The sequence below is a fragment of the Streptomyces humi genome (assembly GCF_001005085.2).
Classification (GTDB): domain Bacteria; phylum Actinomycetota; class Actinomycetes; order Streptomycetales; family Streptomycetaceae; genus Streptomyces; species Streptomyces humi.
Genome location: NZ_LBMU02000079.1, coordinates 122,798 through 146,594 on the forward strand (window position 1 = coordinate 122,798; position 23,797 = coordinate 146,594).

The 23,797-nt window shown below is 73.6% G+C and carries 19 protein-coding genes; 15 read left to right on the forward strand and 4 right to left on the reverse strand.

The features are described from left to right. Window positions 1-4: 4 nt before the first annotated feature. The 8 genes from AAW13_RS31855 to mug all read left to right on the forward strand — a co-directional run bounded on the left by AAW13_RS31855 (window position 5) and on the right by mug (window position 9,123). Window positions 5-2,572 carry an ABC transporter permease gene (locus tag AAW13_RS31855; RefSeq protein WP_046730027.1) on the forward strand — a complete coding sequence of 856 codons (2,568 nt, stop codon included), beginning with the start codon at window positions 5-7 and terminating at the stop codon, window positions 2,570-2,572. A 270-nt stretch (window positions 2,573-2,842) separates the two neighbouring features. Further along, the gene (locus AAW13_RS31860; protein WP_046730028.1) at window positions 2,843-3,277 is read left to right on the forward strand and encodes a GNAT family N-acetyltransferase; all 435 of its coding nucleotides are present in this window, start codon (window positions 2,843-2,845) and stop codon (window positions 3,275-3,277) included. Between the two features lie 153 nt (window positions 3,278-3,430). Further along, a complete protein-coding gene (locus AAW13_RS31865) occupies window positions 3,431-4,765 on the forward strand; it encodes a hemolysin family protein (RefSeq protein WP_046730029.1) in 1,335 nt (444 codons plus the stop codon). Beyond that, the gene (locus tag AAW13_RS31870; RefSeq protein WP_046730030.1) at window positions 4,762-5,775 is read left to right on the forward strand and encodes a hemolysin family protein; all 1,014 of its coding nucleotides are present in this window, start codon (window positions 4,762-4,764) and stop codon (window positions 5,773-5,775) included. The genes AAW13_RS31865 and AAW13_RS31870 overlap by 4 nt, the downstream gene beginning before the upstream one ends. 139 nt (window positions 5,776-5,914) lie before the next feature. Beyond that, window positions 5,915-6,697 (forward strand): SGNH/GDSL hydrolase family protein, encoded by a 783-nt coding sequence (locus AAW13_RS31875; protein ID WP_046730031.1) that lies wholly within the window; start codon window positions 5,915-5,917, stop codon window positions 6,695-6,697. Window positions 6,698-6,707: 10 nt separating this feature from the next. Then, window positions 6,708-7,052: a DUF4326 domain-containing protein gene (locus AAW13_RS31880; protein ID WP_046730032.1), complete on the forward strand. Its 345-nt coding sequence runs from the start codon at window positions 6,708-6,710 to the stop codon at window positions 7,050-7,052. A 32-nt stretch (window positions 7,053-7,084) separates the two neighbouring features. Then, entirely contained in the window at window positions 7,085-8,572 is a 1,488-nt protein-coding gene (purB, locus tag AAW13_RS31885) for an adenylosuccinate lyase (protein ID WP_046730033.1), read from the forward strand. After that, window positions 8,569-9,123 carry a G/U mismatch-specific DNA glycosylase gene (gene mug / locus AAW13_RS31890; protein ID WP_071659743.1) on the forward strand — a complete coding sequence of 185 codons (555 nt, stop codon included), beginning with the start codon at window positions 8,569-8,571 and terminating at the stop codon, window positions 9,121-9,123. Before purB ends, mug begins: the two co-directional genes overlap by 4 nt. 127 nt (window positions 9,124-9,250) lie before the next feature. Here mug and AAW13_RS31895 read toward each other — a convergent pair whose 3' ends face one another. Next, complete coding sequence (locus AAW13_RS31895; RefSeq protein WP_046730035.1) at window positions 9,251-9,691, reverse strand: hypothetical protein; 441 nt, start codon at window positions 9,689-9,691, stop codon at window positions 9,251-9,253. Between the two features lie 200 nt (window positions 9,692-9,891). On the opposite strand from AAW13_RS31895, the gene AAW13_RS31900 reads away from it, so the two are divergent. Further along, on the forward strand, window positions 9,892-11,049 hold the full coding sequence (locus AAW13_RS31900) for an ROK family transcriptional regulator (RefSeq protein ID WP_046730036.1): 1,158 nt from the start codon (window positions 9,892-9,894) through the stop codon (window positions 11,047-11,049). A 207-nt stretch (window positions 11,050-11,256) separates the two neighbouring features. Here the strand turns inward: AAW13_RS31900 and AAW13_RS31905 are convergent, their stop codons facing one another. Next, entirely contained in the window at window positions 11,257-12,018 is a 762-nt protein-coding gene (locus AAW13_RS31905; RefSeq protein WP_046730037.1) for a GntR family transcriptional regulator, read from the reverse strand. Between the two features lie 250 nt (window positions 12,019-12,268). Next, the gene (locus AAW13_RS31910) at window positions 12,269-13,153 is read right to left on the reverse strand and encodes an RNA polymerase sigma-70 factor (protein WP_046730038.1); all 885 of its coding nucleotides are present in this window, start codon (window positions 13,151-13,153) and stop codon (window positions 12,269-12,271) included. Between the two features lie 201 nt (window positions 13,154-13,354). Between AAW13_RS31910 and AAW13_RS31915 the strand changes: the two genes are divergently transcribed. The 5 genes from AAW13_RS31915 to AAW13_RS31935 all read left to right on the forward strand — a co-directional run bounded on the left by AAW13_RS31915 (window position 13,355) and on the right by AAW13_RS31935 (window position 21,942). Beyond that, complete coding sequence (locus AAW13_RS31915) at window positions 13,355-14,185, forward strand: alpha/beta fold hydrolase (RefSeq protein WP_046730039.1); 831 nt, start codon at window positions 13,355-13,357, stop codon at window positions 14,183-14,185. Between the two features lie 369 nt (window positions 14,186-14,554). Beyond that, window positions 14,555-16,135 (forward strand): alkaline phosphatase D family protein, encoded by a 1,581-nt coding sequence (locus AAW13_RS31920; protein WP_046730040.1) that lies wholly within the window; start codon window positions 14,555-14,557, stop codon window positions 16,133-16,135. Window positions 16,136-16,308: 173 nt separating this feature from the next. Further along, the gene (locus tag AAW13_RS31925; RefSeq protein WP_071659744.1) at window positions 16,309-17,748 is read left to right on the forward strand and encodes an SWIM zinc finger domain-containing protein; all 1,440 of its coding nucleotides are present in this window, start codon (window positions 16,309-16,311) and stop codon (window positions 17,746-17,748) included. Beyond that, complete coding sequence (locus AAW13_RS31930; protein ID WP_046730042.1) at window positions 17,745-20,402, forward strand: DUF7825 domain-containing protein; 2,658 nt, start codon at window positions 17,745-17,747, stop codon at window positions 20,400-20,402. The genes AAW13_RS31925 and AAW13_RS31930 overlap by 4 nt, the downstream gene beginning before the upstream one ends. 148 nt (window positions 20,403-20,550) lie before the next feature. Next, window positions 20,551-21,942, forward strand: a complete 1,392-nt coding sequence (locus tag AAW13_RS31935) for a GNAT family N-acetyltransferase (protein ID WP_046730043.1) — start codon at window positions 20,551-20,553, stop codon at window positions 21,940-21,942. Window positions 21,943-22,059: 117 nt separating this feature from the next. Here the strand turns inward: AAW13_RS31935 and AAW13_RS31940 are convergent, their stop codons facing one another. Continuing rightward, window positions 22,060-23,238: a trans-sulfuration enzyme family protein gene (locus AAW13_RS31940; RefSeq protein WP_071659745.1), complete on the reverse strand. Its 1,179-nt coding sequence runs from the start codon at window positions 23,236-23,238 to the stop codon at window positions 22,060-22,062. A 59-nt stretch (window positions 23,239-23,297) separates the two neighbouring features. Here AAW13_RS31940 and AAW13_RS31945 point away from each other — a divergent pair, with 59 nt between their 5' ends. Then, complete coding sequence (locus AAW13_RS31945; protein WP_046730045.1) at window positions 23,298-23,789, forward strand: Lrp/AsnC family transcriptional regulator; 492 nt, start codon at window positions 23,298-23,300, stop codon at window positions 23,787-23,789. Window positions 23,790-23,797 lie beyond the last annotated feature (8 nt).

Below are 23,797 nucleotides of genomic sequence, written 5' to 3' on the forward strand. Positions count from 1 at the left end.
GCCGGTGCTCAAGGCGACCCTGCGGAGCTTCCTGGCCCACAAGGGACGGCTCCTGCTGTCCGCGCTGGCCATCGTCCTGTCCGTGGCGTTCGTCGCGGGCAGCCTGATCTTCTCCGACACCGTCACCCGCACCTTCGACCGGCTGTTCGCCTCCACCTCCGCCGACGTGACGGTCGAGCCGAAGCAGGACCTCAAGTCGTCGGTGCCCACGGGTGCCGTGGGCACCGTGCCGGCCGCGCTGGCCGACCGGGTCGCGCAGGTCGACGGCGTCGCCGGGGCGCACGCGGACGTCTCCGTGCAGAACATCGTGGTGGTCGACCGGCACAACGAGTCGGTCGGCTCCACCACCGGCGCCCCGACCATCGCCACCGACTGGTACCTCACCCACCGAAGCGCGGTGCGACTCACCTCCGGGCACGTACCGCGGGGCGCCGGCCAGGCCCTCCTCGACGCGGACACCGCCGACAGGAAGCAGGTCCGCATCGGCGACACGCTGACCGTGCAGGCGCAGCCCGGCACCTTCCGGGTCGAGATCGTCGGCATCGCCACCTTCACCACCACCAACCCGGGCGCCGCGCTGGTGTTCCTGGACCCGGCGGTCGCCGCCAGGGAGCTGCTGGGCTCCCCCGGCCGGGCCACCAGCATCTCGGTGGACGCGGCCGGGGGCGTGACGGACGCCGAACTGAAGGGCCGGATCGGCGCCGCGATCGGCACCGGGACGTACGACCTGAAGACCGCCGACGAGCAGGCGAAGTCCTCCGCGGCGGACCTCGGCGGCTTCCTGGACGTCATCAAGTACGTGATGCTCGGGTTCGCGGGCATAGCGACCCTGGTCGGCGTGTTCCTGATCGTCAACACCTTCTCCATGCTGATCGCCCAGCGCACCCGCGAGCTGGGCCTGCTGCGCGCCCTGGGCGCCGACCGGCGACAGGTCCGGCGGTCCGTGCTCACCGAGGCGGTGCTGCTCGGGCTGGCCGGCTCGACGCTGGGGCTGGGCGCCGGAATCGGGCTGGCGTTCGGACTGATCGGGCTGATGTCCGCGATCGGCATGAACCTCAAGGCCACGGAGATGGTCATCGGCTGGGGCACCCCGGTCGCCGCGTACGCGGTGGGGGTGGGCGTCACCTTCGTCGCCGCCTACCTGCCCGCCCGGCGCGCGGCCGCCGTCTCGCCGATGGCGGCGCTCGCGGACGCCGAGATCGCCGGGGTGGGCAAGCCGTTGAGGGTGCGGGCCGTGGTGGGCTCGGCCGTCGGGGCACTCGGGGCGGCGGCACTCGCGGGCTGCGCGGCGGCCACCAGGACCGCCGGGGCGGCCGCGCTGCTCGGGGTCGGGGTCGTCCTGACCCTGATCGCGACGGTGATCGCCGGACCGCTGCTGGTCCGGCCGGTGATCCGGGTCCTCGGCGGGGCCTTCCCCGCCCTGTTCGGCCCGGTCGGCCGGATGAGCCAGCGCAACGCCCTGCGCAACCCGCGCCGGACCGGCGCCACCGCCGCCGCGCTGATGGTGGGCCTCGCCCTGGTCGGCGGGATGTCGGTGGCCAGCGCCTCCATGTCCGCGTCGTTCGACCAGCAGATCGACAAGACGCTGGGCGCCGACTTCGTGATCCAGAACGGCAGCTTCCTGCCGTTCACCGAGGAGGTCACGGAGAGGGTGCGCGGCACCGAGGGCGTGGGACTCGTCGTACGGCAGCGGTTCGCGCCGGTGGCGGTACGGCTGCCGGACGGCAAGCGGGTCACCACGACCGCCGCGGGATACGACCCGCAGGTCGACCAGGTCGCCCATGTCGCGTACAAGGGCGGCGACACGGCGGCCGCGCTGGCCGCCGGCAGTCTCGGCATGGACGCCCGCTTCGCCGAGGACCACCGGGTCCGGCTGGGCACCGTGCTCCCCGTCGAGTTCCCGGGCGGCAGGACCGCGGACATGAAGGTGGGCGCCCTCAGCGACCAGGACGGCGGCAGCGGATTCGGCACCCAGGGCGGGCTGTTCTTCGGCATCGCCACCGTGCAGAAGTACGTCCCCGGCGGCCAGGACTCGGCGCTGTACGTCAACCGGACCGCGGGCACGAGCGCGGACCGGCTCCGCGCGAACCTGGAGCGGACCCTCGCCCCGTTCCCCCAGGTGCAGGTCCGTGACCAGGCCGACTACAAGAAGCTGGTCCACGACCAGATCTCGGTACTGCTCTATCTGGTGTACGCGCTGCTCGGTCTGGCGATCGTGATCGCGGTGCTCGGGGTGGTGAACACGCTCGCGCTGTCGGTGGTGGAGCGCACCCGGGAGATCGGGCTGCTGCGCGCGATCGGGCTGGCCCGGCGGCAGCTGCGCCGGATGATCCGGCTGGAGTCGGTGGTGATCGCGGTGTTCGGAGCGGTCCTGGGGCTGGCGCTCGGCCTGGTGTGGGGCGTGTGCACCCAGCGGGTCCTGGCGCTCCAGGGCATGAAGGCGCTGGCGGTCCCGTGGGGCACGATCGTCGCGGTCGTGATCGGCTCGGCGGTGGTGGGCATCGTGGCCGCGCTGCTGCCGGCGCTGCGCGCGTCCCGCATGAACGTGCTGGCGGCCATCGCGCACGAGTGAGACGACCCGTGCGGCGGGGCGCGTGACGGGGACAGGGAGCGCGCGACCGAGACGGCGGGGGCGTGTGACGGCGGCGGCCTGGGCGCGTGACGGGGGCGACCGGGGCTCGTGACGGAGGCCGCCGGGGCGCGTGACGGAGGCGGCCGGGGCGCGTGACGGAGGCGGCCGGGGCGCGTGACGGAGGCGGCCGGGGCTCGTGACCTGGGCGGTGGGGTCGTCCGCATTCTGGAATTGGCGGGTCCGCAAAGGCGGTTGTGATGGGATCACCGCATGACAGACCTTCGTGTACGAGCCGCCACGCCCGACGACCTGGACGCCGTGCTCGCCTTCTGGAGGACGGCGGCCGAGGGCACCAGCATCAGCGACGACCGCGGCGGGGTGGACCGCCTGGTCGCCCGGGACCCGGAGGCACTGCTGCTCGCCGAACTGGACGGCGAACTGGTGGGCACGGTGATCGCGGGCTTCGACGGCTGGCGCTGCCACCTGTACCGGCTGGCCGTGCACCCGGAGCGGCGCCGCCGGGGCATCGGCACGGCGCTGCTGGCGGCCGCCGAGGAGCGCTTCGTACGGCTCGGCGGGCGGCGCGGTGACGCGATGGTGCTGGTCCGCAACGAGACCGCCCACCATGCCTGGCGCGCGGCGGGGTACCAGCCTGAGGAGAAGTGGCGGCGGTGGGTGAAGCCGCTGGCCGAGGCCTCCGAGTGAACGCTTTGCCGATCCTTTACCATTGAGGGGTCGTCCCGATCCTCGATGAAAGGTGTGTGAGCGTCCGCCCATGGGCGAGCCTCCCAGTCCTCAGTACCGGCAACACCGCGCGGTCCCGTCCGCCCTGTCCGATCATGGGACGGAGGTGACCCGATGACCGAAGTGCTCCTCCTGCTGGTGGCGATCCTGCTGTCGCTCGCCTGCGGTGCCTTCGTCGCGGCCGAGTTCTCGCTGACCACGGTCGAACGCGGCGAACTGGAACGCGCCGTGGAGCGCGGCGAGCGCGGAGCCGCGGGCGCCCTCGAGGCCGTACGGAACCTGACGTTCCAGCTCTCGGGGGCGCAGCTCGGCATCACCGTCACCAACCTCGTGGTCGGCATGCTCGCCGAGCCCTCCATCGCCAAGCTGCTGGCCGGCCCGCTGGAGGCGATCGGCGTCTCGGCCTCGGCGGCGAGCTCGGTCGGCCTGGTCATCGGCACCGCGCTGTCCACGGTGTTCCTGATGGTCGTCGGTGAACTGGTGCCCAAGAACTGGGCGATCTCCTCGCCGCTGCCCGTGGCCAAGCGGGTGGGCAACGCCCAGCGCTGGTTCAGCGCGGCCTTCCGGCCGTTCATCACCCATCTCAACAACTCAGCGAACCGGGTGGTACGACGGTTCGGCGTGGAGCCCGCCGAGGAGCTGGCCTCCGCGCGCGGCCCCCAGGAGCTGGCCGCGCTGGCCCGGCACTCCGCCAGGCAGGGCGCGCTGGAGGCGGACACCGCCGAACTGTTCGTGCGCACGCTGAACCTCGCCGACCTCACGGCGGAGAACGTGATGACCCCGCGCGTGCAGGTGGTCGCCCTGGAGGTCCGGGCGACCTGCGAGGACGTGGCGAACGCGACCCGCGCGACCGGCCTGTCCCGCTTCCCGGTCTACCGGGACAGCCTGGACGCGGTCGTCGGCACCGCCCACATCAAGGACGTCCTGGCCATGCCCGCCGAGGAGCGGGCCCGGGTCCGGGTCGACCAGGTGATGCGCGAACCGCTGCTGGTCCCCGAGTCCCTCACCGTCGACCGGCTGCTGGACCGCCTCGGCGGCCGGCGCACCATGGCCGTCGTCATCGACGAGTACGGCGGGACGGCGGGTGTCGCCACCCTGGAGGACATCGTCGAGGAGGTCGTCGGCGAGGTCCGCGACGAGCACGACCCGCACGAGACGTCCGACCTCGCCCCGGCGGGCGCGGACGAACAGGGCCGCGCGCTGTACTCGGCGGACGGCGCGGCCCGGATGGACCAGCTCGCGCGCGTGGGCCTGCGGGCGCCCGAGGGGCCGTACGAGACGCTGGCCGGTCTGGTCGCGGCCGAGCTGGGCCGGATACCCGAGGCCGGGGACGGTGTCGAGGTCGCCGGATGGCGGCTGGACGTGGTGGACGCGGCGGGGCGGCGAGCGGCCCGGGTGCTGCTGCACGCCCCGCTGGACGACGAGACGGAGCGGGAGGCGCACCGATGACCGCCGTACAGCTGTTGATCGGGCTGGCGACGCTGGTCGTGAACGCCTTCTTCGTCGGTGCCGAGTTCGCGCTGATCTCGGTGCGCCGCTCCCAGATCGAGCCGTACGCCGAGGCGGGCGACCGGCGGGCCAAGAGCGTGCTGTGGGGCCTGGAGCACGTCTCCGCGCTCCTGGCCGCCGCCCAGCTCGGCATCACGCTGTGCACGCTGGTGCTGGGCGTGGTCGCGGAGCCCGCGATCGAGCATCTGCTGGAGCCGGTGTTCCACACGGTCGGCGTGCCCGAGAGCGCGGGCCACGTCGTGTCCTTCGTGATCGCGCTCGCCGTGGCCACCTACCTGCACATGCTGCTGGGCGAGATGGTGCCGAAGAACGTGGCACTGGCCGAGCCGGTGCGCAGCGCGCTGCTCCTCGGACCGCCGCTGGTCACGCTGTCGCGGGCGCTGCGGCCGGTGATCTTCACGGTCAACGCCTTCGCCAACACCCTGCTCAAGCTGCTCCGGGTGGAGACCAAGGACGAGGTCTCGGCGACCTTCACGGACGCCGAGCTCGCCGAGATCGTCAAGGACGCCAGCGAGGCGGGCCTGATCGACGACCGGGCGCAGGAGCGGCTGCACGACGCCCTGGAACTGGGCCGCCGCCCCGTGCGGGACGTGGTCGTACCGCTGGAACGGGTCGTCTACGCGCGCGTGGGCGTCACCCCGGAGCAACTGGAGCGGCTGTCGGCGGAGTCCGGCTTCTCCCGTTTCCCGGTGGTCGACGAGGTACGGCGGATCGTCGGTTATCTGCACGTCAAGGACGCGCTGGACGCCTCGCCCCAGGACGTGGCGTTCCGGCTGCGCGACATGCGGCCCATCGCCCGTGTGCGCGAGAACACACCGCTGGACGACGTGCTCACCGCGATGCGCGGCAGCCGTACCCACGTGGCGGGCGTGCTCGGCGACGACGGGCGGATGGCGGGCCTGGTGACCATGGAGGACGTGCTGCGGGAACTGTTCGGGCAGCGTGCGTGACCGCTCCACGGAGGGTGCCGCGCGCGGTCCTCGGACCGTGCGCGGCACCGCCGCGGCCGCTCGCACGATTCCCGTTTCCCTTCGGGGCGCCACCGGACCGACTGACGGGTATGCGCCTCGGGATACCATTTCCGTCGCCATGCAGACGAATTCCGTGCCTCCCGCACACTCCAGCCTGGTCGCGGTCGGCGACTCCTTCACCGAGGGCATGTCGGACCTGCTGCCCGACGGCTCCTACCGGGGCTGGGCCGACGTCCTCGCCAACCGGATGGCCGCCCGCACCCCCGGTTTCCGCTACGCGAACCTCGCGGTGCGCGGGAAGCTGATCGGACAGATCGTCGAGGAGCAGGTGGACGTGGCGGTCGCGATGCGGCCCGACGTGATCACCCTGGTCGGCGGCCTCAACGACACGCTGCGCCCCAAGTGCGACATGCAGCGCGTCCGGGATCTGCTCACCGAGGCAGTGGAGCGGCTGGCGCCGGCCTGCGAGCAGCTGGTGCTGATGCGCAGCCCAGGCCGCAACGGTCCGGTCCTCGAACGGTTCCGGCCCCGCATGGAGGCGCTGTTCGAGATCGTCGAGGAACTCGCCGGGCGGCACGGCGCCCGCGTGGTCGACCTGTACGGCGCGCCCTCGCTGGCCGACCCCCGGCTGTGGGACGTGGACCGGCTGCATCTGACGCCCGAGGGGCACCGCAGGGTCGCCGAGGCGGTGTGGCAGAGCCTCGGCTACGACCCCGAGGACACCGAGTGGCGCACGCCGATACCGGCCACGGCACCGCCCGGCTGGGCCGCGCGCCGCGTCGAGGACGTCCGCTTCACCCGGCAGTACCTGCTGCCCTGGATAGGCCGCCGGCTCACCGGCCGCTCCTCCGGCGACGGCCGCGCGCCGAAGCGGCCGGAGCTGCTGCCGTACGAGGCGTAGCGTCGGTCCTGTGTCCACACGGGTCATCAGTGTCCGGGGCCTGATCCACGACTTCGGCCCCCGGCTGGAGCACGCCCCCGCGGACGTCGTCTACGTCGGCCGCCGCTGGACCATGGGCGGCTGGGACCTCCCCGCCCACCCGCTCCGCAACCCCTTCGCCTACGACATCCCGAAGAGGAAGCGGGACGGCACCCGGACCGAGGTGATGGCGATGTACCGGGCGTACCTGCTGGAGCGGCCCGAACTGCTGGAACTGGTGGCCGACCTGCGCGGACGGACGCTGGCCTGCTGGTGCGCCCCGGAGCCGTGCCACGCGGACGTCCTGGCGGAGCTGGCCGACCTGCCCCAGCCGTGACGCGGCTCTCGTAGCTTCGCACGACTGGGCCCATGGCGCTGGCCTGCACGAATCGACCAGTAGAATCCGTACACGTGACTTCTGCCGCAGCCGCCAAGCCCCGCATCCCGAACGTCCTCGCCGGACGCTACGCCTCCGCCGAGCTCGCCACGCTCTGGTCGCCCGAGCAGAAGGTGAAGCTGGAGCGGCAGCTCTGGCTCGCCGTGCTGCGGGCCCAGAAGGACCTCGGGATCGAGGTGCCGGACGCGGCGATCGCCGACTACGAACGCGTCCTCGACACCGTCGACCTGGCCTCGATCGCCGAGCGCGAGAAGGTCACCCGGCACGACGTGAAGGCGCGCATCGAGGAGTTCAACGACCTCGCCGGCCACGAGCACGTGCACAAGGGCATGACCTCCCGGGACCTCACGGAGAACGTGGAGCAGTTGCAGATCCGGCTCTCGCTGGAGCTGGTGCGCGACCGCACGGTGGCCGTCCTGGCGCGGCTGGGCAGGCTGGCGGGCGATCACGCCGAGCTGGTCATGGCCGGCCGCTCCCACAACGTGGCGGCACAGGCCACCACCCTCGGCAAGCGGTTCGCGACCGCCGCCGACGAGCTGCTGGTGGCGTACGGGCGGGTCGAGGAGCTCCTGTCCCGGTACCCGCTGCGCGGCATCAAGGGCCCGGTGGGCACCGCCCAGGACATGCTGGACCTGCTGGGTGGGGACGCGGCGAAGCTGGCCGAGCTGGAGCACCGGATCGCCGGGCACCTGGGCTTCTCGCAGGCGTTCACCTCGGTCGGCCAGGTGTACCCGCGCTCGCTGGACTACGAGGTGGTGACCGCGCTGGTGCAGCTGGCCGCGGCGCCGTCCTCGCTGGCCAAGACGATCCGGCTGATGGCCGGGCACGAGCTGGTGACGGAGGGCTTCAAGCCGGGCCAGGTGGGCTCCTCGGCGATGCCGCACAAGATGAACACGCGGTCCTGCGAGCGCGTCAACGGCCTGATGGTCATCCTGCGCGGCTACGCCTCGATGACCGGCGAACTGGCGGGCGACCAGTGGAACGAGGGGGACGTGTCCTGCTCGGTGGTGCGCCGGGTGGCCCTGCCGGACGCGTTCTTCGCCCTGGACGGTCTGCTGGAGACGTTCCTGACGGTCCTCGACGAGTTCGGCGCCTTCCCCGCCGTCGTCGCGCGTGAGCTGGACCGCTACCTGCCGTTCCTCGCCACCACCAAGGTGCTGATGGGCGCGGTGCGCGCGGGTGTCGGCCGGGAGGTGGCCCACGAGGCGATCAAGGAGAACGCCGTCGCCACCGCCCTCGCGATGCGGGAGCAGGGCGCCGAGCGCAACGACCTGCTCGACAAGCTGGCCGCCGACGAGCGGCTGCCGCTCGACCGCGAGCAGCTGGCCGCCCTGATGGCCGACAAGCTGTCCTTCACCGGAGCGGCGGCCGCCCAGGTCGGTGTCGTCGTCGGCCGGATCGAGGAGATCGCGAAGCAGCACCCGGAGGCCGCGGGCTACACGCCGGGGGCGATCCTCTGACCCGCTTCACGGCGGCGGAACTGGAGGCCGCCCGCGACCGGCTCGTCCCGGACGTCATCGCGGACGGCCTCCGTGTCCTGTTCTGCGGCATCAACCCGGGCCTGATGACGGCGGCCACCGGCCACCACTTCGCGCGTCCCGGCAACCGCTTCTGGCCGGTGCTGCACCTGTCCGGTTTCACCCCGCGGCTGCTGAAGCCGGAGGAGCAGGGTGAGTTGCCGTCCTACGGGCTCGGCATCACCAACGTGGTGGCGCGGGCGACCGCGCGGGCCGACGAACTGACGGCGGCGGAGTACACCGAGGGCGGCCGGCTCCTGACGGTCAAGGTGACGCGGGTCCGCCCGAAGTGGCTGGCGGTGGTCGGCGTCACGGCCTACCGCGCCGCCTTCGCCGACCGCACGGCCCAGGTGGGGCCGCAGGAACGGACGATCGGGCAGACCCGGCTGTGGGTACTCCCGAACCCCAGCGGCCTGAACGCACACTGGACGGCGGCGACGATGGCGGAGGAGTACGGCCGCCTGCGGCAGGCCACGACGAACACCGTCCCGTGATCCCGCTGCCCTCGTCCGGAGTTCGGCTTCCGGCCCGGAGAGGCGGCCGGCGAACCTGCCCTGCTCGTTCCGGAGCACGCTCTGTCGACAGCTCCGGTGGGCCGGGCCGGGCGGCCGGGCCGCCTTCTCAGGGTGGGTCCATGACGGTGACGACGGCCAGCAGCTGGAAAGGCAGTTCGGTGTCCCACTGGGAGACGCCGAGGGCGACCCAGCGGCCGGCGTCCGTCCGCCAGAGATGTACGTCCGGGACGTGGTCGCTGAGCGAGGCCCAGGGCTCGTCGAGGTCCTCGCCGTCCACGCCTCGCTCGAAGGTGCTGTACAGGCTGAACTTTTGGGCCGGTCCCCACTTCCCGCGGAGCCGCTCCCCCAGCGCGTCCCGGTCGGCCTCGTACTGCGCCTCCGTCTCTTCCCGCTCGCTCCCGCCGTCCTCGTAGAAGTCGCCGCTCGTCTGTAACTCCGCGGTCAGGTACCCCGGGCCGCCCTCGCCGACCGCCGTCCGGCCGTACTGCCTCGGGAAGTCCGCCGCGCACAGCTCGTCTATCACGGCGAGGCACTTCGCGATGTCCATGTGATGCAGTAAAGCCGGTCCCACTGACAATTGGCGGGCTGTCAGGCGTCCCGCCGGCCCGGTACCGGCGGCCGAGCACTCCCGGGGTGGCGCCCCGGCGTGCGGATCTTTCGAGGGTCGTGGGTGCCGGGCACTCGCCCGGGTCGGTGGCGGCGAAGTACGATCCGGCCAACACGCGGAGCTAGCTGGGAGGACGGACGTTGGCGGGGCTGACCGGCGGTGATCCGTCTCTGTTGCGGAGGATCAACTCCGCGGTGGTGCTGCACGCGCTGCGGGCCACCGACTGCGCGACGCTCACCGAGATCACCCGGGTCACCGGGCTGTCCCGGCCGACGGTGGAGGGCGTCGTCGAGGGGCTGATCGAAGCCGGTCTGGTGGTGGAGAAGGCGGCCGAGGAGGGTGCCGCACGGCGCCAGGGGCGGCCGGCGCGGCGGTACCGGTTCCGCGCCGAGGCCGGGCATCTGCTGGGACTGGAGATCGGGCCGCACCGGGTGGCCGCGCTGCTGGCCGATCTGGACGGCCGGGTGCTGGGGGCTCAGGCCAAGGACGTGGACGAGGCGGCCGACGCGGACGAGCGCCTGGAGCGGCTGCGCACCGCGGTCGCCGAGTTGCTGCGCCGGGCCGGGGTGGCACGCGGTTCGCTGCGGGCCGTCGGGGTCGGCACGCCCGGGATCGTCGAGGCGGACGGCCGGGTACGGCTGGGCACCGCGCTGCCCCAGTGGACCGGACTGCGGCTCGGTGAGCGGCTGAGCCGGTCCTTCAAGTGTCCGGTGCTGGTGGAGAACGACGCCAACGCGGCGGCCGTGGCCGAGCACTGGAAGGGCGCCGCCACCGAGTCCGACGACGTGGTCATGGTGCTGGCGGGGCTCAGTCCGGGCGCGGGTTCGCTGATCGGTGGGCGCCTGCACCGCGGCTACGGTGGCGCGGCCGGGGAGATCGGCGCGCTGCATCTGCTGGGGCGCGAGGTCACCCCGGAGACGCTGCTGTCGACGACCGACGAGCCGCTGCATCCGCTGGACGAGCAGGCGGTCGCCGAGGTGTTCGCGCTGGCCCGGAAGGGGGACACGCGGGCGCGGGCCGCCGTCGACCGGTTCATACAGCGGCTGGTCCACGACGTGGCGGCGCTGGTGCTGGCGCTGGACCCGGAGCTGGTGGTGATCGGCGGCTGGGCGGCGGGGCTGGACGGCGTCCTGGAGCCACTGCGCCGTGAACTCGCGCGGTACTGTCTGCGGCCGCCCCGGGTGGCCCTCTCCCTCCTCGGCGAGGCGGCGGTGGCGACGGGCGCGCTGCGGCTTGCCCTGGACCACGTGGAGGAGCAGTTGTTCGCGGTCGACGGGACGGTCACGGCCCGCCGCTGAGCGCCGGGGAGGCCAGGTGCGCGGACGGTCCGAATCCCCGCACCGCCGCCCGGTGAGGCCGCCCGGTGAGGTCGCCCGGTGAGGTCGCCCGGTGAGGCCGCCCGGTGAGGCCGCCCGGTGAGGCCGCCCGGTGAGGCCGCCCGGTGAGGAAACGTCGCGCGCCTCGGAGGGGTTCCGGGGCGCGGCTCGTCGGTGTGGGCGCGGTCGCTACGAGGCCTGGCGTTCGGGGCCGTGGTGGATCTCCACCCCGCCGGAGGCCCCGAAGGTCAGCCGGCAGGTGTCCGCGCGGTAGGTGGCGACGGACAGCGCGGCGGTGCGGCCGGCGGCGAGGAAGCGGGTGGTGACGACCAGGACCGGGGCGCCGGGCAGCCGGTCGAGTTCCTTGGCGTCGTCCGCGCGGGCCGAGCCGAGTTCCACGGCGCTGTCCCGCCCGTCCAGCTCCAGGTGCTGGAGTTCGCGCAGTACCGCACGCGCGCGTGCCGCTCCGGCGGGGGCGTCGATCGCCGTGAGGTCCGGGACGGCGGACGCCGGGACGTAGAGCAGTTCGGCGGCGACGGGCTGGCCGTGGGAGACGCGGGAGCGCCGCACGACGTGCACGGGTTCGTCCGTGCCGGTCTCCAGCGCGGTCGCGACGGCGGCGGGCGGCACCGCGAGGGTGCAGTCGACGGGCTGCCAGGCGTCGTCCGGAGCACCCGGCCAGGCGTGCTGGTCGGTGCCCACCGCCACACCCACGCGCGGGGGCGCGACCGTCGTACCGACACCGCGGCGACGCTGGAGGCGGCCTTCCAGTTCGAGCTGTTCGAGGGCCTGACGGAGGGTGGCGCGGGCCACGCCGAAGCGGGCGGCGAGGTCGCGCTCGTTGGGCAGGATCTCACCGACCGAGAACTCCGAGTCGAGTGCCTCACTGAGCACGGTCCTGAGATGCCAGTATTTCGGTTCCGGCACCGTTTCCAGCTGCGTGGTCCCCACCCTGTCCTCCGCAATCGCCGTGGTCCGGCGGCGTTTTAAGCGCCCTTGTTTATTAAAGGTTGTTGTACTTATCTGCGACCATAGGACGGCGCACACCCTTGGTCAATACCAATCCTCGAACCCTTGGCCAACGCACAGCGGTGGCACGGCGCAGCGTTCACGAGGCGTTCGCGCGGGGTGCTTTTCGTGACATGGCGGCAAAGCTCCCGTCGTACGGCGGTCACCGAGGGGAGCCGTGCGCCGCCCGGGATCAGAGGGGTCGCAGGGACCGCAGCTTGTCCGGGTTGCGGATGACGTGGACAGCCCGGACCAGACCGTCGGCGACGTCCAGCTGGACCACGCTGTCGGGCCTGTCCCCGGCCAGCAGGAGGACGGCGAAGCCGCCGTTGACCTCCATGGGCCGGAAGGACAGCCCGGCCCCTTCCTTGCGGGCCACGCCGACGAGGAACCGGCCGACCTTGACGGGGGTGTCGATGACGCGGAGTGCCGCCGTGGCCTTGCCGCCGCCGTCGCTCACCAGGCGGACGTCCGGCGCGAGCAGCGACATCAGCCCCTCCAGATCGCCCTCGGCAGCGGCGGCGAGGAACCGCTCGGTGAGGTCCCGACGCTGGGCCGGGTCCACCGCGTAGCGCGGCCGCCGTTCGTCGACGTGGCGCCGGGCGCGGCCGGCGAGCTGGCGCACCGCGGCCTCGCCCCGGTCGAGCATGGCGGCGATCTCGGCGTGCGGGTAGCCGAAGGCCTCGCGCAGCACGAACACCGCGCGCTCCAGGGGCGACAGCGATTCGAGGACGACGAGGACCGCGAGCGAGACGGAGTCGGCCAGCTCGGCCCGTTCCGCGGTGTCGGGCGCGGTGGCGCCGAAGTCGGTGACGTACGGCTCGGGCAGCCAGGGCCCGACATAGCTCTCGCCTCGCGTCCGGATCTGCCGGAGCCGGTCGATGGCGAGCCGGGTGGTGACGCGCACGAGGTAGCCGCGGGGCTCGCGCACCTCGCCCCGGTCGCCGCCGGACCAGCGCAGCCAGGCGTCCTGGACCACGTCCTCCGCGTCGGCCACCCGGCCGAGCATGCGGTAGGCGACTCCCATGAGGACGGGACGGTGTTCCTCGAAGACATCGGTGAGGGTGTCGGTGGTCACGGCACCATCCCATCCGACACGTTCCCGCCTGTCCAGGCGGAATCGGCCCGGACACCGGACCTGCCGCCCAGAATGGTCCGCGGGCCGCCGGCGGCCGAAGGGCTGCCGGGCGCGACACGCCCCACCGGGGACTACCCGCCAGTAGCAATTGCTGACAAGCTGTCTACGGCGTCCGCCGAAGCCGCCAGACGAGGAGTCCCCATGTCCGCCACCGTCTCCTTCAAGGTCGCGACCCCGCACGGTCAGCAGGACGTGACCGTCTCCTACGCGCGCGTGGGCCGCGGTGAACCCCTGGTGCTGATCCACGGCATAGGGCATCACCGGCAGGCCTGGGACCCGGTGGTGGACATCCTCGCGACCGAGCGGGACGTGATCGCCGTGGACCTGCCCGGCTTCGGCGCCTCCCCCGGCCTGCCCGCCGGCCTCACCTACGACCTGCCGACCACCAACGCCGTGCTGGGCGCCCTGTTCGAGGCGCTGGAGCTGGACCGGCCGCACGTGGCGGGCAACTCGCTCGGCGGGCTGCTGGCCCTGGAACTGGGCCGCGAGAAGCTCGTACGGTCCGTCACCGCGCTCTCCCCGGCCGGGTTCTGGTCGCAGGCCGAGCGGCGCTACGCCTTCAGTGTGCTCATCGCCATGCGCCGGATCGCGGAGCGCCTGCCGCTCCCGCTCGTGGAGAAGCTGTCCCGGACGGCCGCCGGGCGGACGGCCCTGACGAGCACCATCTACGCCCGTCCGGCGCGCCGTTCACCCGAGGCCGTGGTCGCCGAGACCGTCGCGCTCGCGCGGGCCACCGGGTTCGCCGACACCCTGCGGGCGGGCGCCGCCGTCCAGTTCACCGACGACATCCCCGGCGTGCCGGTGACCGTGGGCTGGGGCACCCGGGACCTGCTGCTGGTGCGCCGCCAGGGCGTCCGCGCCAAGCAGATCATTCCCAAGGCCCGGCTGATCCGGCTGCCCGGCTGCGGCCACTGCCCGATGAACGACGACCCGGCCCTGGTCGCCCGCGTCATCCTGGACGGCAGCCGCTGACGGACGGCGGCCGACGCCCCGTCACCTCCGGCAGCCGGCCGGTCACCCGCCCCGTGCGCCCGGCCTCCCGCGTCCGCGAGGTGACCGGGCGGACCGCGCGCCGGGCCCGTCGGTGCCCTCGCTCTTCTCCAGTGCGCCCGGAGCCGCACCGACCGCACCGCCACCCGGAGCCGCACCGACCGCACCGCCACCCGGAGCCGCACCGAACGCACCGCCACCCACCCACCCCGGAATCCCTCCTGGCGGCGGCACCCGGCGGGTGACGGCCCGCGCGTGGTCAGAGTTCACCCGTGGTTTCCGTGTGCGCCGCGACGCCCCAGTAGTTGTGGCGGTGCACATTGGCCGGATCCCGTCCTGGAGGCCCTTCCCATGTCCCTTTCGCTCCCCGGCCGCCGCAGCGTGCTGCGCGGCTCCCTCGCCGCGTCGGCGGCCCTGGCCCTGCCCACGGCGCTCGGTTCGGCGCCGGCGTTCGCACTGTCCGGGCGGCCCCGCGCGGACTGGGGCGTGCAGGCGGGCGACGTGACCGCCGACTCCGGCCTGGTGTGGGTCCGTTCGGACCGGCCGGCCCGGATGATCGTGGAGACCTCGGCCACCGAGTCGTTCCGCCACGCCCGCAGGTGGCACGGCCCGCTGCTCGGCGCCGGCAGCGACTTCACCGGTACCACCAGGCTGCACGGACTGCCGTCCGGCGAGCAGATCCACTACCGCGTGCTGCTCGCCGACCCCGACGACCCGCGCCGCACCGGCGAGCCGGTCGCCGGCACCTTCCGCACCGCGTCCACGCGCCGCCGCCAGGGCGTGCGGTTCGTGTGGTCCGGCGACCTGGCCGGGCAGGGCTGGGGCATCGACGAGTCCATCGGCGGTTACCGCATCTTCGACGCGATGGCGAAGGTGGACCCCGACTTCTTCCTGTGCAGCGGCGACAACATCTACGCCGACGGTGTGATCTCGGCGACGCAGGCGCTGCCCGACGGCAGCCTGTACCGCAACGTCACCTCCGAGGCGAAGTCGCACGTCGCCGTCACCCTGGACGACTTCCGCGGCAACTTCCGCTACAACCTGCTGGACCGGGCGCTGCGCCGGTTCAACGCCCAGGTGCCGAACGTCATCCAGTGGGACGACCACGAGGTCCGCAACAACTGGTACCCGGGCGAGGTCATCGGCACCGGCACCGCCTATCCCGCCGGCACCGAGCTGGACGACATGGCGGTGCGGTCCCGGCAGGCGTTCTCCGAGTACTTCCCGATCTCCACGATCAGCGGCCGTCCCGACGGCCGGATCTACCGCGTCCACCACCACGGTCCGCTCCTCGACGTGTTCGTGCTCGACATGCGGACCTACCGCAACGCCAACTCCCCCGACGACCAGACGACCGACCCGCAGGGCATCCTCGGCGCCGAGCAGCTGGAGTGGCTGAAGCGCGAGCTGTCCCGGTCGCGTGCGGTGTGGAAGGTCATCGCCGCGGACATGCCGCTCGGGCTGGTCGTGCCCGACCCGGTCGAGGGCAAGGCGAACTTCGAGGCCGTCGCCCAGGGCGACCCGGGTGCCCCGCTCGGCCGGGAGTTGCAGATCGCGGAGCTGCTGCGGCACGTCAAGCACCGGAAGATCACCGGCACGGTGTGGCTGACGGCCGACGTGCACCACACCTCGGCACAGCACTACGACCCGTCGCGGGCCGCGTTCAAGGACTTCGCGCCGTTCTGGGAGTTCGTCTCGGGTCCGCTGAACGCCGGCGCGTTCCCGGCCAGCGCACTGGACGGCACGTTCGGACCCGACCGGGTGTTCGTCAAGGCGCCGACCGCCTCGAACGTGTCACCCGCCGAGGGCTACCAGTTCTTCGGCGAGGTCGACATCGACGGCGACAGCGGGGAACTGACGGTGCGTCTGCGGGAGTACGACGGCACCGTGCTGTTCACCCGGACGCTTCAGCCGGGCCGGGTCGGCCAGTAACTCCCGTACGCTCGACACAGGGCCGCGTACCGGCGTCATCCCCCGGTGCGCGGCCCCCGTCGTCTCCGCGGTCGGGCTCTCGGCGACCTGCGGACACCTCCCGAACTCGGCCGCCCTCACAGCGTTCTAGCTGGTCAGAGGGATTGTCAGTGGTCGCCTCTACGGTTTTTCCCATGACGCGATCTTCACAGGCCGTGGCCTATCGCCGACCCTCCGTGCTGCGCTCCGCCGCCGACGGACGCCGTCTCGGGCTCGAGACCTCACGGGGTGCGACGCCCACCGGGGTCGAGGACCATCCGCGGTTCTTCACGGGCTTTCTGACCTCTCCCCAGGAGGCGGCCGCCGGGCTGCTGGCGGTGGCCGACGTGGCGGCGGCCCGGTACTACCAGCCGCAGCTGCGTGCCTCGCTGGACCCGGTGGTCACGGGCAACGGCGACCGGCTGCGCTTCGAGTCGTTCTCGGGCTGCGGTGGGGTGTACGCCCGGCTGGACGTGCTCGGACCGGGCCTGGAAGGCGGCGAGGTGGGGCACGGGACGACGAACGTCGACGTCAACAACCCGCTGCGGGACGCGCTCTCCCGGATCGGCACCGACGATCCGCTGCATCTCCGGGTCGGCCCGGAGGAGTTGGCGGTCACCACCCTGGACGGACCGGTCGTGGAGAAGAAGGTCCCGCTCCCGGACCGCTGGCTGCGCGGCTTCGCGGAGGCCCAGGTCATAGCGGCCGGGTTCGAGCAGCGGGCCGAGCTTCCGGCGGCCGAGGCGGTGCGGTTCCTGCGCTCGCTGCACCGCGCCGGCACGGCTCGGCGGGGCGCGGCAGGACCCGGCTGGGTGGTGCCGGCGGGGCGGGGGCTGCGGCCGACGACCCGCCCGGTGCCGGGCGCGGTGTGCCTGCCCGGCCCGGAGCGGCTGGCCGCGCTCCAGCGCGTCCTGCGACATGCGACGGCCCTGCGGGTCTACGGCCCGCCGGGCGCGCTCGCGGCCGCCGGCACGGCCGCCGCCTGGGAGGTGGTGCTGCCGGGCATGCGGCTGACGCTGACCCTCTCGCCCGACACCGCGCGCGGGTTCTCCGGCGAGGGCGGGGTGCTGGACGCGCTCGCCACCGACGAGGCCGGCGAGGACGCGGAGCTGATCGCGGTACTGCTGGCCTGGGAACCCCGGGTGGACGTCGCCGACCTGGCCGCCTCCTCCGGGCTCACCCCGGAGCGGGTCCGCGCGGCACTGGTCCGGCTCGGCACCTCGGGGCGGGTCGGCTACGACACGGCGGAGGCCGCCTACTTCCACCGTGAACTGCCGTACGACGCCGGGCGCGTGGAGCGGCACAACCCGCGGCTGCGGTCCGCCCGGGCGCTGGTGGCCGCGGGCGCGGTGACCGTGGACGGCGCCGTGGGCACGGTGACCGCCGAGGACGGTCATGCGCACCGGGTGCGGGACGCGGCGGGGGTGCTGAGTTGCAGTTGCCTGTGGTGGGCGAAGTACCGGGGCGGGCGCGGTCCGTGCAAGCACGCGCTGGCGGTGCGGATGGTGCGGCGGGGCGCGGCGCCTGGCGGGGACACGGCGGGGCGCGAGGCGGCGGGACAGGACATGGCGGGGATCGGCGGGGGTGCGCGATGAGTGCGGTGCTGGAAGCGGTGCGGGCGGGGCGCGCGGGCGAGACGGCGCTGCTGCTGACGAAGCTGCCGGACGCCGAACGGCGTGCGCTGGTGCCCGAGTTGCAGAAACTGCGCAAGGAGATCCGGGCCACCTCGTGGGCGGAGCGGAACGAACGGATGTACCCGGCGCTCCAGGTGGCTGGAGCGATGTGCCACACCGGAGCGGCCGCGGCGGCGACCTGGATCGCCGGGGCGGACATGCGCTGGCGGCAGGCACCGGTGGAGACCCTGCTCAAGGCGCTGGCCGACCGGGACACCGGCTGGCAGGCCGACGTGGCCCGCCGGCTGGCCGCGCGGCCGGTCTCGGCGGACGTCCCCTTCGAGCTGATGGCGGGGCTGGTGCGCCGCTCGGGGTGCGAGGTACCGGTCACGGAGGCCTACGTGGTCGGCTGGGTACGGCACGTGGGTCACACCTGGGGGCGCCTCTCCCTCGTCGAGCGGCTGCGCGCCGAGCCGGATCTGGCGGCGCTGGTGAACGGGCTGTTCGAGCTCTCCGATCTCGCCGAGGTCCGCTGGCTGTTCGGCGACGGGCCCGGTTCGTGGCAGAGCTCCCTGGCCGAGCTCGCCCACGCGGGCACCCTGGACCGCCGGGCGGTCCTCGACGCGTGCGTCGCCCGGCTGCTGCGCGGCGGCGGCCCGACCGACCACCGGGTCTTCCTGCCGCTGCTGGTCCAGCTCGCCCCGAACCGGGACGAGGAGCGGGCCCGCGTCGCCGACTGGACGTCCCTGGCGCGTGACGCCGTCTCGCCCGTCGCCGCGCATGCCCAGTCCGTGCTGGCCGCCCTGGCCCTCGACGGCGTCCTGACCCCGCGGCAGCTGGCGGAAGCCTCCGAGGGGCTGCTGTTCCGGGCCGAGAAGAAGCTGGTCCGGGCCCAGCTGGTGCTCCTCGGCAAGGTGCTCGGCCGCGAGCCGTCCACGGCCCCGGAGCTGCTGCCGGCGGTGGCGCAGGCGTTCGGCCACGAGGACACCCAGGTGCAGGAGCGCGCGCTGAAGCTGGTCGAACGGCACGCCGGGCGGCTGGACGAGGACGCCGCGGCGCGGTCGGCGGTCGCCGCCGCGGTCGGGCAGCTCAGTCCGGCCCTGCGCGTCCGGGCGGCCGCCGTGCTGGGTCTCGCGCCCGGACCGGAACCCGAGGCGTACCAGGAGGTGCTGCCGCCGGCCCCGGAACCGCTGCGGCTCGCACCGGCACCGGATTCGGCGCTGGAACTCGCCGAGGAGGTGGGGGCGTTGCTGGCGTCCGGCGGGGACGTCGCCGCGTTCGAGCGGGCGCTGGACGGTCTGGCCCGGCACGCCCACCGGGACCAGGACGCGTTGCGGGAGGCGCTCGAACCGACGGCGGCCACCCGCTGGTGGCGGCAGCCCGAGGCCCATCGCCGGTCGCACGCCGAGGAGTACTTCGGCCCCACCCGGCGTGGCCTCCTCGACACCGAGGACGGCCTGGAACTGGTCCTGGCCACGCTGTACGGGGTCGTGAGCACGGCCACCCTGCTCGCCGCGCAGCAGCGCGGGCCGGCCGATCACGAGTGCCCGCGCCACGGGTTCTCCCGGGTCCTCGACGTCCGGTTCCGTGAACTGGCCTACCGGATACGGACGGATCCGCAGCCGCTGCTGCTGGCCACCCCGTCGTGGAGCACCGGTCTCCTGGAGCCGGACGAACTGGTCGACCGGCTGGACGCCTACCGTCGTCTCGGCGCGCGGGCCGGCGAAGCCGACTTCGCGCAGGCGCTGCTGCGGGTGCGGCGCGAGGACCGGGCGACGGCCCTGGCGGCCGCCGGGCGCGCGAGGTGCCTCGGCACGCCGGAGGGCGAGCGCCTGGCCCACTGGCTGTCCGCCGGTGGCCCCGCCCTGCCCACGTCCGCGCGCCGCACGTCGGGCCCGCGCATCCTGGTCGAGTCGGGTGAGGTCCTGGAGGTCCAGCTGCACTTCCCCGAGGCGTTCCGGCGGCTCGGCCGGCCGGTCACCGTCTCCGACCAGCGCCGGTACTGCTACCACTGGGTCCAGGAGAACCACGGGACCTGGCTGGCCACCCTGCCGGAACAGCGCGAACTGGTGGCCGTGCGGCTGCTGCCCGACCTCGCCGAGGCCGCCGTGGACGACCAGCGGGGCACGGCCGCGGCGCTGCCGCTGCTCGCCGAGTCCGGCGGCGCGGCGGGCGAGAGCACGCACCTGTGCGTGGCCTACGGCCTGGGCGCCCGGCATCCGGAGGACCGGCTGGCCGCGGTGGACGCGCTGCTGGTGCTCGCCGCCCGTGGACAGCTCGACGCCCAGCGGCTCGGCGCCGACCTGGGCCAACTGGTGCGGCGCGGTGCGGTCAAGCCGCTGCGGCTGGCCGAGTCGGCCCGGACGGCGGCGGCCACCGGGGCGAACACGACGATATGGGAGATGCTCCGGTACACCCTGCCCGTCCTGCTCGCCGACCTCGCGACCGCGGGCACCCCGGGTTCGGCCCGCGGGCTCGGGGAGTTGCTCTCGGTCGCGGCCGAGTGCGCCGAGCGGACCGGGGCACACGGCGAGCTGCCCCATCTCTCCGGGGCGGCGGCGCGGCGCGGTTCGTCCCGGCTGACGGTCCAGGCCCGACGGCTGCGGGACGCGCTGGCCGAACCGGTGGCCGCCTGAGCCACTAGTAAAAACATCAACAAAAGGAACATAAGCATGCTTTACCCATCGGTCACAGAGCGTTCGTGATCACGCAACACCCTTCCTTCACAGTGGCTGCATGAATCGAGACATGTCTGATGTGACACGAGCGAGGAACGGGCGCCCCGTGCACCACTGGCGGCGGGACGTCGTCGAACTGGCCGCGCTGTTCACGGCCGTCGCGGTCGCGGACGCGGTGGCCAACCTGGTCGGGCACGGTCCCGACGGTCCCGCGCTGCTGGTGATCTCGGCGCTGGTGCTGGCGGCGACCGCGGGCTTCCACGTCTGGTGGGCGAGGCGCCCAGGTCACGCACCCCCGGTGACGGATACCGATACCGGCGCCCGGCCGGCCGTCTCCGCGACGGAACAGGCCGGGCCCGGTACGGCGGGACAGGCGGCCGGTGACACGCCCGCCGCCACCCTGTGGCGGTTGCGGACGACGGTGCGGGACCAGCCCGGTTCGCTGGCCGCGCTGTGCACCGCGCTCGCCGGCCGGCGGGTGGACATCCTGAGCCTCCAGACGCATCCGCTGGCCGACGGCACGGTGGACGAGTTCCTGCTGCGCGGCCCGGGCGAGCTGACCGCCGGTGAGATCACCCGGGCGCTCGCGCTGGCCGGGGGCACGGACACCTGGATCGAGCGGGCCGACACGCACGACCTGGTGGACGCGCCGACCCGGGTGCTGGGCCTGGCGACCCGCACCGCGTTGGACGCGGCGGAACTTCCGCTGGCACTCCGGCAGTTGTTGGGTCGGTGCACGATCCGCTCGCTCCCCGCCCATCCGGTGGGCGGGGCCCGGCGCCCCGAGACGGTTCCCGTCGAGGGCGCGCTGGAGGACACCGTGATGCGGCTGCGCGCACCGGAAGGCGGTGTGATCACCGTGGAGCGGCCGTATCTGCCGTTCACGCCCACCGAGTTCGCGCGGGCGCGGGCGCTGGTGGAGCTGGACGCCCGGCTCGGACCGCGTATCCCGCACGGCCAGGACGTGCTCACGCTGCCGGAGGGCAACGCGATCACCGTGCGCCGGGCCGACACGGGGGACCTGGAGGCGGCGAAGGCGATGCACGAGCGGTGCTCGGCGCGGACCCTGGGGCTGCGCTACCACGGTCCCGTCGGGGACGCGGACCGTTATCTCAACCACCTGCTCAGCCCCCGCTTCGGCCGGACACTGGCCGTGCAGACCGCGTCGGGCCGCGTCGTGGGCCTGGGGCATCTGCTGTGGGACGGGGACGAGACGGAGGTGGCGCTGCTCGTCGAGGACGAGTGGCAGCGGCGCGGCATCGGGGGTGAGCTGCTGAGCCGGCTGGTGGGCATGGCCGTCGAGGCGGGCTGCGAGAGCGTGTACGCGGTGACGCAGGCCTCCAACACGGGGATGGTGGCGGCCATGCGGGCGCTGGGGCTGCCGCTCGACTACCAGATCGAGGAGGGGACACTGGTCATCACCGCGCGGCTGGACGCCGTCGGGGTCGCGGGGCGGCTCTCCGGTGCGGGGGAGCCGGGGAGGACCGAAGCGCCGTAGGGGCCGGGGGTCGCGCGGCGAGCGCGAGTCGTCCGTGGCTCGTCGCGCGGTTCCTCCCGGGCGTTCGGCCTGGGGCACCCCCGGCACCCCTGACGGGGCGCTCCGGCACGGGGCGCTCTAGCAGGGCCCCAGTGACCGGTCCAGGTCCGACCACAGGTCGTTCACGTCCTCCAGGCCTACCGAGAGCCGTAGCAGTCGGTCGCTCACGCCCGCGTCGTGGCGGTCGCCCGCGGCCACAATGCGGTGACTGATCGACGCCGGGTGCTGGATGAGGGTGTCCACGCTGCCGAGGCTGACGGCCGGGGTGATCAGCCGTACCCGGGAGACCACCTCGTGCGGGTCGCCGTACACCTCGAAGGCGATCATCGCGCCGCCCAGCCGCGGGTAGCGCACGCGGGCCACCCGGGGGTCGGCGGAGAGGCGGCGGGCGAGTTCGGCGGCGTTGGCGGAGGCGGCGCGGACCCGTACCGGCAAGGTGGAAAGACCGCGCAGCAGGAGGTAGCCGGCCAGCGGGTGCAGCACTCCCCCGGTCGCGAAACGCATCTTCCGCAGCTGCCCGGCGAACTCCTCGTCGCAGGCGACCACGCCGGCCAGGACGTCGCCGTGGCCGCCGAGGTACTTGGTGGCACTGTGCAGCACCAGCCGTGCGCCGAGTTCGGCGGGGCGTTGCAGGACGGGGGTGGCGAAGGTGTTGTCGGCGAGCAGCGGGACCGTGCCGCAGGAGTGGGCGACGGCCCGCAGGTCGAGCTCGGCGAGGGTCGGGTTGGCGGGCGACTCGACCAGCACCAGACCGGTGTCGGGGCGCAGCGCGTCGGTGATGCCGGCCGGGTCGGTCCAGGTGACCTCGGTACCGAGGAGACCTGCGGTGAGGAGGTGGTCGGTGCAGCCGTACAGGGGGCGCACGGCGACCACATGGCGCAGGCCCGTCGCGGCGCGGGCGAGGAGGACGGCGGACAGGGCGGCCATGCCGCTGGCGAAGGCGACGGCGGACTCGGTGCCCTCGAGACGGGCGAGGGCGGTCTCGAAACGGGCGACCGTCGGGTTGCCGAGCCGTCCGTAGACCGGGGGTCCCGTCGGGTCCGCGCCGTCGGCCGCGAAGGCGTCGACGCGGGCGGCCTCGGCACGGCTGTCGTAGGACGGGTAGGTGGTGGACAGGTCGATCGGCGGGGCGTGCAGACCCTGCCGGGCGAGGTCGTCACGGCCGGCGTGCACCGCCTCCGTGGCCAGGGCGCGCGGGGTGCCGGTCAGGTCACCGGGGCGGGACGCCGGCTCGTCGTGCATGCTCGCTGAGTCCATGGCGGAAGGGTGAACACCTGCCGGGTTGTCCGGGGCATGACCCGTGTTACGTTCGGGCCATGGCCGATTCCGTCGTACTGGATCCGGTGGACCTGCATCTGCTGCGGCTGCTTCAGAACGACGCCCGGACCACCTACCGCGATCTCGCCGCCCAGGTGGGCGTGGCGCCGTCGACCTGTCTGGACCGGGTGGCCCGGCTGCGCCGCTCCGGGGTGATCCTCGGGCACCGCCTCGAACTCGATCCGGCCAGACTCGGGCGCGGTCTGGAGGCGTTGCTCTCGGTGCAGGTCAGGCCGCACAGCCGGGAGTTGGTGGGGCTGTTCGTGGAGCGGATCCGGGCGCTGCCGGAGTCGCGGACGGTGTTCCATCTGACCGGTCCCGACGACTACCTGGTCCAGGTGGCCGTGGCGGACATGGCGGACCTGCAACGGCTGGTCCTGGACGAGTTCACGTCCCGTCGCGAGGTGGCCCGGGTGGAGACCCGGCTGATCTTCCAGCGGTGGGACTGCGGACCGCTGCTGCCGCCTACGCCGTCAGCTCAATCCCAGTGACGCGCGGC